General features: G+C 44.2%; 13 protein-coding genes. 10 read left to right on the top strand and 3 right to left on the bottom strand.

The features are described from left to right. Positions 1 to 2 precede the first annotated feature (2 nt). The 9 genes from hpaE (at position 3) to AC0DBE_RS12305 (ending at position 9,124) form a co-directional block, all read left to right on the top strand. Positions 3 to 1,529 (top strand): 5-carboxymethyl-2-hydroxymuconate semialdehyde dehydrogenase, encoded by a 1,527-nt coding sequence (hpaE, locus tag AC0DBE_RS12345; protein WP_472962334.1) that lies wholly within the window; start codon positions 3 to 5, stop codon positions 1,527 to 1,529. Between the two features lie 13 nt (positions 1,530 to 1,542). Then, the gene (gene hpaB, locus AC0DBE_RS12340) at positions 1,543 to 3,018 is read left to right on the top strand and encodes a 4-hydroxyphenylacetate 3-monooxygenase, oxygenase component (protein ID WP_472962332.1); all 1,476 of its coding nucleotides are present in this window, start codon (positions 1,543 to 1,545) and stop codon (positions 3,016 to 3,018) included. Positions 3,019 to 3,029: 11 nt separating this feature from the next. After that, positions 3,030 to 4,013, top strand: a complete 984-nt coding sequence (hpaD, locus tag AC0DBE_RS12335) for a 3,4-dihydroxyphenylacetate 2,3-dioxygenase (protein ID WP_072182100.1) — start codon at positions 3,030 to 3,032, stop codon at positions 4,011 to 4,013. Between the two features lie 59 nt (positions 4,014 to 4,072). After that, positions 4,073 to 5,512: an aldehyde dehydrogenase family protein gene (locus AC0DBE_RS12330; protein WP_472962330.1), complete on the top strand. Its 1,440-nt coding sequence runs from the start codon at positions 4,073 to 4,075 to the stop codon at positions 5,510 to 5,512. A gap of 59 nt (positions 5,513 to 5,571) precedes the next feature. After that, on the top strand, positions 5,572 to 6,429 hold the full coding sequence (locus tag AC0DBE_RS12325; protein ID WP_472962328.1) for a hypothetical protein: 858 nt from the start codon (positions 5,572 to 5,574) through the stop codon (positions 6,427 to 6,429). After that, positions 6,426 to 7,205, top strand: a complete 780-nt coding sequence (locus AC0DBE_RS12320) for a fumarylacetoacetate hydrolase family protein (RefSeq protein WP_077670917.1) — start codon at positions 6,426 to 6,428, stop codon at positions 7,203 to 7,205. Before AC0DBE_RS12325 ends, AC0DBE_RS12320 begins: the two co-directional genes overlap by 4 nt. Next, entirely contained in the window at positions 7,202 to 7,996 is a 795-nt protein-coding gene (locus AC0DBE_RS12315; RefSeq protein ID WP_072182104.1) for a fumarylacetoacetate hydrolase family protein, read from the top strand. Before AC0DBE_RS12320 ends, AC0DBE_RS12315 begins: the two co-directional genes overlap by 4 nt. Positions 7,997 to 8,010: 14 nt before the next feature. Continuing rightward, positions 8,011 to 8,403, top strand: a complete 393-nt coding sequence (locus AC0DBE_RS12310; protein WP_072182105.1) for a 5-carboxymethyl-2-hydroxymuconate Delta-isomerase — start codon at positions 8,011 to 8,013, stop codon at positions 8,401 to 8,403. 82 nt (positions 8,404 to 8,485) lie between these two features. Beyond that, entirely contained in the window at positions 8,486 to 9,124 is a 639-nt protein-coding gene (locus AC0DBE_RS12305) for a nitroreductase family protein (protein ID WP_072182106.1), read from the top strand. A 117-nt stretch (positions 9,125 to 9,241) separates the two neighbouring features. Here AC0DBE_RS12305 and AC0DBE_RS12300 read toward each other — a convergent pair whose 3' ends face one another. From AC0DBE_RS12300 to AC0DBE_RS12290, 3 genes are all read right to left on the bottom strand, one after another. After that, on the bottom strand, positions 9,242 to 10,600 hold the full coding sequence (locus tag AC0DBE_RS12300; RefSeq protein WP_072182107.1) for an APC family permease: 1,359 nt from the start codon (positions 10,598 to 10,600) through the stop codon (positions 9,242 to 9,244). 64 nt (positions 10,601 to 10,664) lie between these two features. Beyond that, positions 10,665 to 12,044 carry an aminotransferase family protein gene (locus tag AC0DBE_RS12295; RefSeq protein ID WP_472962323.1) on the bottom strand — a complete coding sequence of 460 codons (1,380 nt, stop codon included), beginning with the start codon at positions 12,042 to 12,044 and terminating at the stop codon, positions 10,665 to 10,667. 23 nt (positions 12,045 to 12,067) lie between these two features. Next, positions 12,068 to 13,543: an aldehyde dehydrogenase family protein gene (locus tag AC0DBE_RS12290; protein ID WP_072182109.1), complete on the bottom strand. Its 1,476-nt coding sequence runs from the start codon at positions 13,541 to 13,543 to the stop codon at positions 12,068 to 12,070. 216 nt (positions 13,544 to 13,759) lie between these two features. Between AC0DBE_RS12290 and AC0DBE_RS12285 the strand changes: the two genes are divergently transcribed. After that, entirely contained in the window at positions 13,760 to 15,511 is a 1,752-nt protein-coding gene (locus AC0DBE_RS12285) for a sigma-54-dependent Fis family transcriptional regulator (protein ID WP_472962321.1), read from the top strand. The last annotated feature ends 100 nt before the right edge of the window (positions 15,512 to 15,611 follow it).

The raw sequence follows: 15,611 nt of genomic DNA, 5'->3' as shown, positions 1-15,611 counted from the left end.
AGATGAAACAATATCAATACACAGCGCAAGCTAGGAAAGGACATCAAACAGCAGATGATATCAAACTATACATCAATGGGGAATTTGCAGAAGCAAATGATGGAGAGACATTTGAAAATATCAATCCCTTTACAAATGAAGTGATAAACAGAGTCGCTTCCGGAAAAGAAGCGGATATTCAAAATGCGGTTGCGGCTGCAAGGGAAGCATTTGTTTCCGGTCCATGGGGATCAATGAAACTTGCGGAACGTATGGCGTATATCAACCGCATTGCGGATGTCATCGACGAAGAAATTGAAGAAATAGCTGTGCTGGAAGCGCTTGATACCGGGCTGCCAATCAGCCAGACCAAAAAAATGACGGCACGAGCTGCTGAGAATTTCCGCTTTTATGCACGGATGGTGCAGACAAAGCTGCACGGAGAGGCTTACCCGGTTGATGGAGAGTTCCTTAACTACACAGTATATCAACCTCTCGGAGTAGTGGGTCTGATTACGCCGTGGAACGCGCCTTTCATGCTGGAAACATGGAAGGTGGCCCCGGCACTGGCTACTGGCAATACAGTCGTCTTAAAACCGGCTGAACTATCACCGCTGACCGCCAATAAATTAGCTCAGGTCATTCATAAAGCAGGCTTGCCAAAAGGTGTATTCAATATTGTTCATGGGTTCGGTGAAACGGCGGGCGCATCTCTTGTAGCGCATCCTGATGTCGAAGCAGTTTCCTTTACGGGTGAAACAACAACAGGATCAATCATTATCAAAAATGCCGCTGATACGTTAAAGAAAACATCAATGGAGCTGGGCGGGAAGTCACCGCTGATTGTGTTTGACGACGCTGATGTGGAACGGGCGCTGGACGCCGCTGTATGGGGAATCTTTTCATTCAATGGAGAGCGCTGCACCGCGAATTCCCGTGTTTTTCTTCATAAGGCCATAAAAGATGACTTCATTCAAGCATTGAAAGAACGCGTGAACAACATTGTCATCGGGGATCCGATGGATGCGGCTACACAGCTTGGCCCGCTGATTGGCAAAGAACATTATGAGAAAGTCGCATCATATATCAAACTGGCACAGGAAGAAGGATGTGAAGTTGTGCAAGGAGAGATTCCTGTTGATTGTCAATCAGGCTATTTTATCCCGCCGACTCTGCTCCTGAATGCGAATAATAACATGCAAATTGCACAGGAAGAAATTTTCGGGCCTGTCATGACTGTGATTGAATTTGAAACGGAAGAAGAAGTAATTGAAATGGCCAATGATATCAAATACGGACTCGCAGGCTATGTATGGACCAATGATATCAAAAAAGGCCACCGGGTCGCTCAAGCTGTTGATGCGGGCATGTTATGGGTGAATGCCCAAAACGTCCGCGATCTTAGAATTCCTTTCGGCGGCACAAAAGCAAGCGGAATCGGCAGAGAGGGCGGACATTATGCCATCTTTGAATTTTATACAGAGCCTAAAGTCATCCATGTCTCCATAAGTGATCATCACATTCCGCAATTCGGAAAGAAACAATCATAAGGAGGAAACCTGCATGCCCGCAAAAACAGGAAAAGAGTATATTGAACGCTTAAAAAAAGCGAAAAACAACATCTATCTGCACGGAGAAAAAGTCGAGGATGTCACTGAGCATCCCGGCTTAAAAGGAGTCGTCAAGTCAATGGCTTCTTTATACGATCTCCAATACGAAAAGCCAGAGAAAATGCTTTATACATCACCAAGCACCGGAAAAAAAGTCGGAATGACTTTTCTTCAGCCAAAAACGATAGAGGATTTACAAAAGAGGCGAGGAGCGATTCAGGAATGGGCCCGGATGACAGGCGGAATGATGGGACGATCGCCGGATTACTTAAATGCCGAAGTGATGGCAATGGGGATAGCGAATGACTTATTTGCCGAGGGAGACAAACGGTTTGCTGAAAATGCATACAACTACTATGAATTCGCGCGTGAACATGACATTAGCCTCACGCATACTCTGATTCACCCTCAAGTGAACCGCTCCAAAGCGCAGCATGAACAAAAAGACGCAAACGTTGCGCTTCACCTTGTCGAGAAACGAGAAGATGGAATCATTGTGGATGGTATCCGTCTGTTAGCGACACAAGGGGGAATTACGGACGAAATACTAGTGTTTCCTTCGACGGTTAAAAAAGCGGGTGAGGAGGATGATCCGTATTCTCTTGCATTCGCGATTCCGAACAATACAGAGGGCTTAAAGTTCATTAGCCGTGAGTCTTTCGATTACGGCAAAAACAGTTGGGATCATCCGCTGTCCTCAAGGTTTGAAGAAGGTGATGCCATTGTTTCGTTCGAAAACGTATTTGTTCCGTGGGAGCGTGTCTTCGTCTGTGGAAACTCTTCGTTCTGCAACCGAACGTTCAGAGAAACAAATGCCGTCATCCATATGTCGCATCAGGTGGTTTCTAAAAACATTGTAAAAACAGAATTTTTACTTGGTGTCGCGCTCCGTATGATGGATGCCATCGGTATTGATGGATTTCAACATGTCAAAGACAAAGGCACTGAGATTATGCTTGTGCTGGAAACAATGCGCTCACACCTTTTCCGGGCGGAACAAAACGCGAAACTGGATAAATGGGGAACAATGACACCTGATTACGATGCTCTTGATGCGGCAAGAACATGGTACCCGCGTATTTATCCTCGGCTTGTAGAAATTTTACGCGTACTAGGGGCTTCTGGACTGATGGGAATCCCGACTGAGGCTGATTTCCAAAACGAAGAAATTGGAGAACTCATTCATCGGGGCCTTCAAGGGAAAAACATCGAGGGGTATGAACGTGTTCAGCTTTTCAGGCTTGCATGGGATATGACGATGAGTGCTTTTGGCAGCAGGCAGATGCATTATGAATATTATTTCTTCGGAGATCCGGTCAGGATGGGGATGTCTTATTTCGATCAATACGATAAGGAAACGTATACAGGTTACGTTGATGAGTTTCTAAAGAAAGCCAAAGCTGACGCAGTACATTACACAGAAGTATAGGGGGAAACGGTATGGATTTTAATATTATTCGCTGTGCGAGAGCGGTTCTGCATGTGACCGATCTAGATAAATCAAGGGAATTTTACGTGAAAGCACTGGGTTTTATTGAAACAGACGCAGATGACCAGCACATTTATTTGCGCGGGCTGGAGGAGTGCGGACATCACAGCCTTTTACTGAAAAAGTCAGATGAAGCTCACGTGGAAGCCATCAGCTATAAAGTCTCTTCAGAAGAAGATCTTGATCGCTTAGAACAGTTTTTCACTTTAAAAGGAATGAAAACCATTTGGATGGAAAAAGGGACTCAAAAGGGAGTCGGCAGGGCGCTACGCGTTCAGGATATTTCCGGACTCCCGATCGAGTATTTTGCTTCTATGGATCAGGTCGACCGCATGCTTCAGCGCTATGATTTGTACACGGGTTCAAGAGTCCAGCGGATCGACCACTTTAACTGCATGGTGAAAGATGTGGAAACAGCGTATGACTTCTATATGAAAGAGTTGGGATTTGCTTGTTCGGAATATACCGAAGACGAACAGAAGAAAATTTGGGCAGCTTGGCTACACCGTAAGCATACGGTTCATGATCAAGCGTTTATGAATGGGGAGGGGCCTAGGGTTCACCATATCGGATTCTGGCTGCCAGATCCGTTGGCACTCATCCATGCGTGTGATGTTTTAGCTGCTTCAGGCTTCGGCAAGAGCATAGAAAGAGGGCCGGGCAGACATGGATTATCAAATGCGTTTTTCCTTTATTTAAGAGACCCAGACGGACACCGTATTGAATTGTATAACGGGGATTATCTCACCAGTGACCCTGACTTTAACCCGGTGTGCTGGGATTTGGATGACCCGCAGCGGCAAACATTCTGGGGGCATGAAGCGCCGGACAGCTGGTTTAACGAAGCTTCCAGCGTGCTGGATATAGAGACACGGAAGCCCCTAAAAACAGGAGAGCCTACATTGAAAAAGAGAAAACCTACGTTTGTCATTTGATAAATGTCAGAACTTGCCGGTCTCTCAGCCGGCATTTCTGATGTAAGGGAGGAAAAAACATGGCGCTCGTTAAGGATGAACTACAAAAGAAGCTATATATAAACGGGGAATGGAGAACGGCCAGTCATTATCAAACCTTAAAGGCTCCGTTTGATCAAAGCATTCTAGCTGAAATACCTCAAGCAACAACAGAAGAAACAAAAGAAGCCATAGATGCCGCGCATCGGGCAATCCCGGTAATGAAAAAGCTCTCACGGTACAGACGCTCAAACATTTTAGCGGATCTCGTACGTTTATTGCAAGAGCGTAGGGATGAAGCGGCGCGTTTGATCGCGCTAGAAGCGGCTAAACCGCTGAAAGTGGCGGAAGCGGAAGTGGAACGGACCATTCAAACGTATCAATTTGCCGCGGAAGAAGCGAAACGTCTGCAAGGTGAAATCATCCCGATTGATGCTGCACCTGGCGGGGAAGGGCGTATGGCATTTACGAATCGAGAGCCTTTAGGCGTTGTCGGAGCGATTACCCCGTTTAATTTTCCTATGAATCTGGTGGCACACAAAGTCGGGCCAGCGATTGCGGCGGGAAACCCAATTGTGTTAAAGCCTGCCAGTCAAACGCCGTTGTCAGCGTTATTTTTAGCTGAACTGCTCGCTGAAACCGATTTGCCGAAAGGCGCCCTGAATGTTGTGACAGGCAGCGGTAAAATTGTAGGAGATCAGCTTGTCACCGATGAAAGAGTTAAAATGATTACCTTCACAGGAAGCCCGGAAGTGGGAGTGCAAATTCGGAGTAAAGCGGGGCTGAAAAAAGTCACACTTGAGCTGGGGTCAAATTCGGCCGTTATCATAGACAAAGAGACTGATATCGAAAAAATTGCTGAACGTTGTGTGAGCGGGGCATTTTCCTACCAAGGACAGGTCTGTATTTCCCTTCAAAGAATGTTTATTCATGAAAGCTTGTATCAGCCATTTATGAAGCTGTTTGTAGAGGGGGCAAAAAATTTGAAAATGGGTGATCCACTTGATCCGGACACCGATCTATCAGCTATGATTTCAGCCGAGGATGTGAAGCGTGCGAAGGAATGGGTTGATGAAGCCAGGCAAATGGGGGCTTCTGTGCATGGCGGAAATGTGCAAGGGCAAATACTTGCTCCGACTGTCATTGAGCAAGCGCATCAAGAAATGAAAGTAAGCTGCCAGGAAGCGTTTGCGCCGATTGTGACGGCATCCTCTTTTACTGATTTAAAAGAAGCCATCGAACGAGTGAACGATTCACGCTATGGCTTGCAGGCGGGAATTTATACGAATCGCATAAATGACGCTTTGGATGCGGCAGACCAATTGGAAGTCGGTGGTGTGATCATTAATGATTTTCCGACATTCCGAGTAGATCAAATGCCTTACGGCGGTGTGAAAGAAAGCGGAACCGGACGCGAGGGAATCAAATATGCGATCGAAGAAATGACAGAATCAAAGTTAGTGGTGATAAACCGGCAATAAGCTTACGGACTGGAGTTCGATCATGACGATATCAATTATGCTGAAAGGAGACTGACGTAATGGAAGTCATTGAATTGGGCATCCCTTCCTCACCCGGACAAAACGTCCATCAGCCCTGTGTCATGGCTCTCGGTTTTTTCGATGGCGTCCACCTTGGGCATAAACAGTTGCTGCGCCAAGCGAGAGCATTGGCCCGCCAAAAAGGGTTGGCTTTTAAGGTGATGACATTTGACAGGCATCCGAGCCAAATCATTACACCGCATAAAGCCATCAGACATTATTTAACGCCGCTTCCGGAAAAATTAGAGACCTTTGAGGCTGAAGGGGCAGATGCAACGTATGTCATTCGTTTTGATCAAGCCTTCGCAGACATCGCCCCAGATCAATTTATTGAACAATTTATTTATGGACTAAACTGCAAACAGGTGGTTGCTGGATTTGATTTCTCTTTTGGAAAAGGAGGAACTGGAAATACAGATACATTAAGAGAGGCTTCCAAAGGGAGATATGACCTCACGATTGTCCCCAAGCTGGCCTTCCAAATGAATAAAATCAGTTCGTCGAAAATCCGGGAGCTTCTGATGTCAGGCTGTGTCAGTCATATCCCGGAGTATTTAGGAGACTTTTATCAAGTCAACTGCACGGTTCTAGCTTCCCAAAAATTCGGGAAGGGCAATCAGCTTATATTGATGCTCAGATATTCAAGCTATTTTCTGCCTCAGGAGGGAATGTACCGAGTCAGGATTTCTCAAGAGAACACGTCGATAGAGGGATGGTGCAGGGTGGAAAAAGGCAGCAGCGTTCTTCGTGTTAACGGATGCGGCAATCATACATGCTCTCTGGGACAATCAGCGTCACTTCAATGGATTGAACAAATACGTGAGGAAACTGTCGGTTTGAAAGGAGCATACCTATGACGGAGATTTTTGTGAAGTTTCGAGATAACAGCTTCATGACAGCAGCGGCTTTACAGGAAAATGGCCAGACAATCATAAGGGACAGCAAGAAATATGACTTGAAGAACACTGCCATTGACGTCCCTGAGGTCGGTACAGTTTACGGAGTTGCGTTAAATATGGAGCAGGATCTTAGTGAGCTTGGTGACGCTTTATATGAAAAACCTTATCAAAAGCCGCCGAAAGCCCCGGTGTTGTATATGAAACCCCAAAATACAGTGACAGGGCCAAATGCTTTCGTTCCAATGCCGCCAGACACAGATTCCCTTAGCATGGGACCCGGACTCGGTGTTGTAATTGGAAAAACGGCGTGCAGGGTTCAGCAAGAAGACGCGCTTGATTATGTATCAGGCTATACAATTGTCAATGATATCAGCATTCCGAATGATAGTGTATTCAGGCCGGCAGTCAGCCAAAAATGCCGGGATTCGTTTTGCCCGATTGGCCCTTGGATTACGAGCAAATCCGCTATTCAAGATCCTAATCAACTGACGGTTTCGCTGTTTATCAATGGAACACTTGAGCAGGAGTACAATACATCCGGGGTAATAAGGTCGGTTCCTAAGCTAATTGCTGATGTGACTGAATTTATGACACTCTCACCTGGCGATGTGCTGATTGCATGTGTACCATTACGGTCGCCTTCTGCCAAAAGAGGGGACAGCATTACAATACAAATCCCCGACATTGGTTCGTTGCACCACACTATCATAGAGGAAGGAGAGGAACAGCCGTGAAAAAAGCGCGCATTGCTTATAAAGGAGCAATTCATGAAGCGAGTGTGTCAGGTGAGGGAATAATGACTCTGACTGATGGCCGTACAATAAAAGAAAATGAGGCTGTTTGGCTGCCACCAGTCGCCCCCAGAACGGTTTTTGCCTTAGGACTGAATTTTGCTGATCATGCAAACGAATTGGCGTTTAAAGCGCCGAAAGAACCGCTCATTTTTTTAAAAGGGCCAAACACACTCGTGGGACATCGAGCTGAAACTCGGAGACCCGCTGATGTGACTTACATGCATTATGAGTGCGAATTGGCGGTTGTGATCGGTAAATCAGGAAAGCACATTAAAAAAGAAGAAGCCTATGACTATGTACAAGGGTATACCATCGCAAATGATTACGCGCTTCGCGACTACCTTGAAAACTATTACCGCCCGAATCTAAGAGTGAAAAACAGAGATACATGCACACCGATCGGCCCTTGGCTAGTCGATAAGGAAGACATTGCCGACCCTATGAATCTGGCAATGAGAACCTATGTTAATGGCGTGAAAACCCAAGAAGGCACAACCAAAGACATGGTCTTTGGTATTCCATTCTTAATAGAGTATATCTCATCCTTTATGACCCTTGGAGAAGGCGATATCATCCTGACAGGAACGCCAAAGGGAACAGTAGACACAAAGGTTGGGGATGAGGTTGTGACTGAAATAGAGGGCATCGGAAAGCTTGTCAATTACATTGTCGGGGATGAGGCATTTGAAACAACAAAGAGCATGGAAGTAAAATCATCTTCGAATCTGTAAGGAGTGAGGAACAGTTGCCTCATATTACTGTTGAATACACAGATAATATAAAAAAAGAAGCGAATATCACTGAGCTTTTGCGTGATATCAATCAGGCGATCATAGCCCAAGGCGGAGTGTTTCCTATCGGTGGAATCAGAGCAAGGGCTATTGAGCTGACAGACTATGTTGTTGCCGATGGGACAGAGGATGATGCTTTTGTTCACGCGGCGCTGAAGATAGGGGCCGGCCGTACGATAGAGGAGAAGAGAGCGGTGGGGGATGCTATCTTTTCTGCGATGACAGAACATTTTTCAGAACTTTTTTACACACGTTATTTAGCTTTATCACTGGAGATAATAGAATTCAGTGAAGCAGGGACATATAAAAAAAATAATATTCATCAGAGATATAAAAACAAGAATTGATCAACTTAGCTGTGTCTAACTTTGCCGGCAATCTTGCTCATGCGATTGCGATACAAAATTAACCATAGAGGAGCGTTTTGACATGGGGACTGCTTTAAAAACAAACGATTTTATCGAGATTATGAAAGGCCGTCGTTCCATCCGCAGCTATGATCCAACCGTCAAAATCAGCAAAGAAGAGATGACTCTTATATTAGAGGAAGCGACTACTGCACCATCGTCAGTTAACGCACAGCCTTGGCGATTCCTTGTCATTGAAAGCCAAAAGGGCAAAGAAAGGCTTTCAGCTCTTGCCAAATTCAATCAAACACAAGTTAACTCGTCTTCTGCTGTCATAGCAATATTTGCAGATATGAATAATGCCGACTATTTAGAAGAAATTTATTCAAAAGCCGTAGAGATGGGTTATATGCCGCAAGAGGTAAAGGACAGACAATTGAAAGGATTGACAGCGCATTTCGAAAAACTTCCAACACAGGAGAATCGGGAAACCATCTTGATTGACGCAGGTCTTGTTTCCATGCAAATAATGCTGACAGCACGTGCACACGGGTATGATACAAACCCAATCGGGGGATACGATAAAGAAAATATCGCTGAAGCATTCGGACTTGAAAAAGAACGCTATGTACCGGTTATGCTTCTTTCCATCGGCAAAGCAGCTGAAGAGGGATTTGCTTCGTACCGTCTCCCAGTTGAAAAAATTGCACAGTGGAAGTAACACAAAAGCCTAAGAAATCGTTTCTTAGGCTTTTTGTTTCGTTTGCGTGAGATATACGCGGGAAATCTGAATGCCCAGAAGATAGCGGAGCCGAATCAAGCAGTTATTTGGTGTGTTCTATTGAAATTCATCGATGTGGATCTCTTTCACTTTAATACCATTTTTAGTCATTCCAAGTATCACCAAACCGAAAATGAGCCATAAAACCCCAACTGTTTTTCCGATTACGTCCATACTGAAAAGAATAAACGTGCTAATCAGAAACCCGATGGCAGGAAATAAAAAGTAACTAAAAAAGCCAAGACCCTTCATTTTTCTCCTCTTTATTGAGAATTCAGAAATAACAGATAAATTTACGCATATGAATCCAATTAATCCGCCAAATACCATAATCGTATAGACTATGCTTAACGGAATACACACAGCACCCAAGTAACCGAGAACGGCTAATGTTAAAATGCTGATATATGGTGTTTTAAATCTTGGATGCAATTTGGCGAAGCTAGCAGGAAGGCGTTTGTCTCGAGCCATACTGAAGATAATCCGTGATGATGAAGCTTGCCCGGCCAATGCTGTAGAAATTCCAGAAACAGAAATAACGAGTGTGATCAAGAGTGCCAGACTGTTCCCTCCGACTGTTTGTGCGATTTCGAAAAAAGCGGTGTCAGGAGATTTTAAAGTGCCGATTGTTTGCGTAATCAGTGTTGCAAAGTAAGCTTGGATACAATACAAAAACGCGCTCATAAATAAAGCAATAACTGCTGCCCTCCCGACCATCTTACCCTTTACAGCGGAATCTTCTGCCATTGTTGTCACTGCATCAAACCCTAAGTAAGATAGTACTGCAATAGAAGCACCCGACATCATCGTCTGAAAGGAGAAAGTATCAGCTTGATATAAACCTTTGAAGGTAAAAAGGCCCTGCATTCCGTCTGTTGCAGATATATGTTTGATAGCGAAGCCCACGAACAGGAACAGACTGATTAACATAATAGCTGTCATGAAGATGTTTACAATAGACGAAACAGCGGCACCCAGAAAATTGCTGATGGTAACTGGGAGGAAAAAAACTAGCAGCATGAACCAAAATGGAACACCAGGAAACAGCTCTAATGCGTAAACAGCGCTCAACTTACAGAGCAAGATTGGCATTAGCAGATAATCAAGCAATATGCCCCATCCGGCAATGAAGCCCGCAACCGGATGAATGGCTTTTGACGTATAACTGTAAGTAGACCCTGATGAAGGGAATGTACCCGCCATCTTACCATAGCTCAATGCCGTAAAAAGCATCGCAGCTAGTGCGACCAAATACGAGAGCACCGCATGATTGGTTGATACCCTTGACAGTTCGCTGAATAAGGTTTGAGCAGAAACTGGAGCCATAAACACCATTCCGAAGATAACTAGATCTCTCGTTTTCATTACTTTTCTTAATCCGCTGTTGTCCGGTATATTTTTGGTTCTCATTCCCATAGAATGCCTCCTTTGAAAAGAAGCCATGGCTTTTGAGGCTCATGGCTCCATACTTAGTCAGTCTTTAACATGTTTTTTCAAAAGTAGTCAAAGCATCAGACATGATGTTGATGATGTCTTCCACTTGTTCTTTCGTAATGATCAGAGGCGGGGCAATAGCCACGGTATTGGTGCCTCTCCAGTCAAAGTAGCGAAGCTGAAGCCCTTTTTCAAAGCAGATATCAACATATTTTGCCGCCGCATGTGTAGACACATCAAATGGTGTGCCTTTATCCGGGTCCTGGAACAATTCAAAACCGCCGAGTAATCCTAGTCCTCTTACTTTTGTTACGTGTTTGTGTGTGCGTTCCAGGTGCTGGAGACCTTTTAGCATTTCTTCTCCGCGAAGTCTGCTGTTTTCAACAAGCTGGTCTCGTTCCATAATTTCTAATGTTTTCAATCCGACTGCGCAAGCTGAAGGGTGTCCACTGTAAGTAAAGCCATGAAACATCATTTCATCTGAATTGACAAACGCTTCGCGGACATGCTCTCGCATGACAACTCCCCCGAGATGAGCATAGCCGCTTGAGATCCCTTTGGCTATACAAAGGAAATCTGGAACAATATTAGAATGGTCAACACCAAACATCTTTCCTGTCCGCCCGAATCCGCAAATGACTTCATCTGCGATCAGCAAGATGCCATACTCGTCACATAGCTTGCGAACAGCCTGCAAATAACCATCCGGCGGGAAGATCACGCCGCCGGCCCCCTGGATTGGCTCTAAAATGACGGCAGCGATTGTATCTGCACCTTCTGATTCGATAAGGCCGCGGATTGAACGGCCGAAGTGAGGATCTTTTCGATCCCCGAGTTCACAATTAAGCTGATGGGCAGCAGCTGTGAGGAAGTTTTGCGAATTGGACGTCGTGAATTTTTGGAAGCCCTCAATGCCTGTGGCACTCGTTGCTCCCATTGTTACGCCATGAAATCCTTGTTCGAGCCCGATAATTTTAGTGCGTTCCGGTTTGCCTTGGAGCTTCCAATAGAACCGTGCAAGCTTAAAGGCTGTATCATTTGATTCTGATCCGCCAGAGGTAAAAAAAGTAACGTTTAAATCGCCAGGTGTAAGAGAAGCTACTTTTTCTGCTAAATAAATAGCAGGTTTATTGGATTGGCCTGAAAATGAAGAGGCATATGAAAGAGTAAGCATTTGTTGCTTTGCGGCCTCTGCCAGTTCTTCATTTCCATAGCCAAGGTTGACATTCCATAGCATGGAAACGCCATCAATTCGTTCCTTTCCTTCTATATCTTTTAAATAGATGCCTTTTGCTTCAGAGAAAATGACAGAGGGACCGTTTTGAAAATGATGTTTTGGCGGTGTTGTCGGATGCAGATAATGTCTCTTATCCATTTCTGCTAATTCTTTAATGCCAGCTGTTTGTTGGTTAAAGATCGGGTTCATATTTTATTCCTCCCTATATATAGTTAAAGCTGAAACCAGTTAAGACCTTCGCCTTTTTTATTGAGATCAACCCAAACGTGTTTCAAATTGGTATACATGTCAATTGCTTGAATCCCAAGTTCTCTGCCGAATCCGCTTTGTTTTACGCCCCCGAACGGTGCTGTGCTGTCCAGCATGTTGTATGTGTTAACATACACAGTGCCTGCTTTTATGCCCTTTGCCATCCTCATTGCACGTTTAATATCATTTGTCCATACACCTGACGCAAGGCCGTAAACAGTGTCATTCGCCTTTTGCAGAGCGTCTTCCTCATCTTTAAAGCGAATAACTGAAACGACAGGGCCGAAAATTTCCTCTCTTGCAATTTTCATTTGGTTCGTTACATTCTCAAAAACAGTCGGCGTATAAAAATTTCCGTTTCCTGCGGCGGTGAATCGTTCCCCGCCAGTGACAATACGGGCTCCTTCTTCTAAACCAGCTGCTACATAATGTTCTATCGTTTCCAGATGCTCCTGCGAAATTTGAGGGCCCATTTGTGAGGCTGGATCCAATGCTTGGCCGACTTGAATGGATTGCACTTTTCTCACAAAATGATCCATAAATTCGTCATACACAGAATCTTGAACAAACAATCGGGAACCAGAAGCGCAAACTTGACCTTGAGCAAAATAAATTCCGAACATTGAGCCATTAACAGCCGCTTCAATTTCTGCATCTTCGAACACGATGTTCGGTGATTTTCCGCCAAGCTCTACAGTGACCGGCTTTAACGTTTTACTGGCACCCTGGAGAATCAGCTGTCCTGTAGAAGTTGACCCTGTAAAAGCAATTTTTGCTACATCTGGATTTGAAACGAGGGCTTCGCCGGCATCGCCGAAACCTGTCACAACGTTCACCACACCGTCTGGAATGCCGACTTCTTCACATAGCGACATTAGTTCGAGAATGCTGACAGGTGTCTGCTCTGCTGGTTTAATAACAATGGTATTACCGGCTGCGAGAGCGGGAGCCAGCTTCCACATGGTAAGCATTAATGGAAAATTCCAAGGAACAATGGCTCCGACGACTCCTATAGGCTCTCTTAAAGTAAAATTAAGCCGGTTCTCCGGTGAAGATAACGTGTCTCCCTGCACTTTATTCGCAAGCCCCGCATAAAACTCTAGAACATCAATCGTGGCAGGTATTGCAATATGTTTTGTTTCAGTGATCAGCAATCCATTATCATTGGATTCTATTTCCGCGAGGGAGTCTGCATGTTCTGCCATTTTTTGAGCGAGCTTATATAATAAACGCCCTCTGTCGCTTGGACTCATCTGACGCCAGCTTCCGCCCTCAAATGCATGTTTAGCAGCCTGTACTGCGCGATTGACATCCTCTTTCTCTGCTTTTTGCACAATCGCATTTACTTCGCCTGTACTGGGGTTCAGGGATTCAAAGGTCTGTCCTCCAACAGCATTTACCCACCGCCCGCCAATGTATAGCTGGTACGTTTTTTTCATCATTCCGCCCCTTTCATCATGATCGCCTTTAGAAGAGATTTATGTCTTCATCACTAGTAAATGCAAGAACTATGCCAAGCGGAAAACAGCGTCATAAACGGTTTTTGTAAAGGAAGGGGTGTTCCGTTTTATAGCAAAGTGCGTCAAAATAGAACAATATAAGGCTGAATGTTATTTTTATTCAGATAATTTAGTATAATAGTCAGATGAATACGAATGGAGGAGGCGATTATTTTGACATATTCGGTCATGCCGAATAGAAACAGTTTAATCAGTGAGTCTTATTTCCGTTGTGAAAAAGCAAATTTAAAAAGGACCAGGCCGATTGATCAAAAGCCTTATGATAAAAATAAGCTGTATCAAGAAAATCAATTGTTTTTAGATTACTCCATTAAAGTATTTGAGGAGCACCTGAGTTTTTATCTTCAGAATACAGGGCATTCGGTCTCTCTTATGGATGCAAATGGGCGGGTTTTATATGTGTATCAGGAACCAGGCTGTATTCGAAATAATACTGTATCAGAAATCGGTGTGAATTGGAGTGAGTCCTACAGGGGGACGAACGCTGTCGGCATCGTATTAATGGAAAAAACACCAATCATAGTAAAAGGATCCGAGCATTTTTACCCGGAACATTCAACACTTAATTGCGCAGCCAGCCCCATTTTTACAAAAAAGGAGGGCTTTAGAGGAGTAGTTAATGTTTACAGGCATTCGGGAGCTTTTGATCCTGTATCATTTTCAATGGCAACAATGGCTGCCAAATTGATTCAAAACAAATTAGATGAACAATTTCAGCAGCAACAATACTCGTATCTAGAACAAGAACTGGAAAAAATATTCGATAAATATCAAGCTCCCATTGTGTCTACAAGTCCTTCTCACCGCATTTTGAAAGCAAATCGGGCGGCTAAGCATATCCTCGGTCATGACTGTGTGGGGGAAGATTTTTTTCCTGATCAGTCATTAAAAACTGAGACAATCAGCAGTCGTTCTAATCCGAATTGGAAAACCAAAATCCTTTATCAGACACAGCGAAGCAATCATCAATATACATTCTCCGATATCAAAGGCAGCTGTCCAAAACTGAAAGAACAGATCTCTCTAGCAAAGAAAGCGGCCGAATTTGATTTGCCCGTTTTAATTTTGGGAGAAAGCGGAACCGGAAAAGAATTGGTTTCACAATCCATTCACTCCATAAGCAGTCGATCAGATAAACCTTTTATTGCGGTAAATTGCGCGGCGATACCTGAAAATCTTGTGGAGAGTGAGATGTTTGGATATAAAAAGGGTGCTTTTACAGGAGCAGACCAAAAAGGGAGTGAAGGGAAGTTTTTGGCTGCAAACGGAGGTACGATCTTTTTAGATGAGATTGGTGATATGACTTTAAGCGCCCAAAGTGTGCTTCTACGGGTTTTGCAAGAAAAAATGGTTACACCGATTGGAGGCACAAAGCCTATTCACATTGACATCAGAATTATCGCAGCAACACACAAAAACCTCATAGAAGAGATAGAGAAGGGAAAGTTTCGTGCGGATTTATACTATCGGATAAAAGGTATAACACTAAGATTACCGTCCCTTTCAGAAAGAAGTGATGTATTAGAACTTGCAGAAGAATATTTACAAACTGCCAGTATTTCTAAAAAAGTTCTTTCCGCAGAGGCGAAGAGGAAAATTGAACAGTATCATTGGCCGGGGAATATTAGAGAATTGCATAGTGTTTTGGCTCAAGCTGTTGTTTTATCTGACGGCAATGTTATCGGCGGTAAAGACATTCAAATAGACGTCATGAATAAACTGGAAAAACGCTTGCCCCTTTCACTTGAGGAATCTGAAAAGAGAACAATTGCAGATGTATTAAACTATTGTAATTGGAATATACAGAGATCTGCCAAGCTGCTCGGAATCACAAGAAACAGGCTATACAGAAAAATTGAGTTATATGACATAAAAAAAGAGAATTGAGTTTACGATGCGGTTCGCGTACAACTAGCGATCCGCTTTTTTTGAATAAAAAAAGCCCATACAACACCACAATAAACAAAAAGCCGCAAACGGGGGTGTC

The sequence above is a fragment of the Bacillus sp. VA15 genome, from assembly GCF_055721145.1.
This window is presented reverse-complemented; position numbering and strand designations above follow the sequence as displayed.

Bases quoted from the DNA above. Each gene is read 5' to 3' on its own strand.
- AC0DBE_RS12300 (WP_072182107.1), bottom strand. From the start codon at position 10,600: ATGGGAATGAGAACCAAAAATATACCGGACAACAGCGGATTAAGAAAA.
- AC0DBE_RS12325 (WP_472962328.1), top strand. From the start codon at position 5,572: ATGGAAGTCATTGAATTGGGCATCCCTTCCTCACCCGGACAAAACGTC.
- AC0DBE_RS12320 (WP_077670917.1), top strand. From the start codon at position 6,426: ATGACGGAGATTTTTGTGAAGTTTCGAGATAACAGCTTCATGACAGCA.
- AC0DBE_RS12305 (WP_072182106.1), top strand. From the start codon at position 8,486: ATGGGGACTGCTTTAAAAACAAACGATTTTATCGAGATTATGAAAGGC.
- AC0DBE_RS12290 (WP_072182109.1), bottom strand. From the start codon at position 13,543: ATGAAAAAAACGTACCAGCTATACATTGGCGGGCGGTGGGTAAATGCT.
- AC0DBE_RS12330 (WP_472962330.1), top strand. From the start codon at position 4,073: ATGGCGCTCGTTAAGGATGAACTACAAAAGAAGCTATATATAAACGGG.
- hpaD (WP_072182100.1), top strand. From the start codon at position 3,030: ATGGATTTTAATATTATTCGCTGTGCGAGAGCGGTTCTGCATGTGACC.
- AC0DBE_RS12285 (WP_472962321.1), top strand. From the start codon at position 13,760: ATGGAGGAGGCGATTATTTTGACATATTCGGTCATGCCGAATAGAAAC.
- AC0DBE_RS12295 (WP_472962323.1), bottom strand. From the start codon at position 12,044: ATGAACCCGATCTTTAACCAACAAACAGCTGGCATTAAAGAATTAGCA.
- hpaB (WP_472962332.1), top strand. From the start codon at position 1,543: ATGCCCGCAAAAACAGGAAAAGAGTATATTGAACGCTTAAAAAAAGCG.
- hpaE (WP_472962334.1), top strand. From the start codon at position 3: ATGAAACAATATCAATACACAGCGCAAGCTAGGAAAGGACATCAAACA.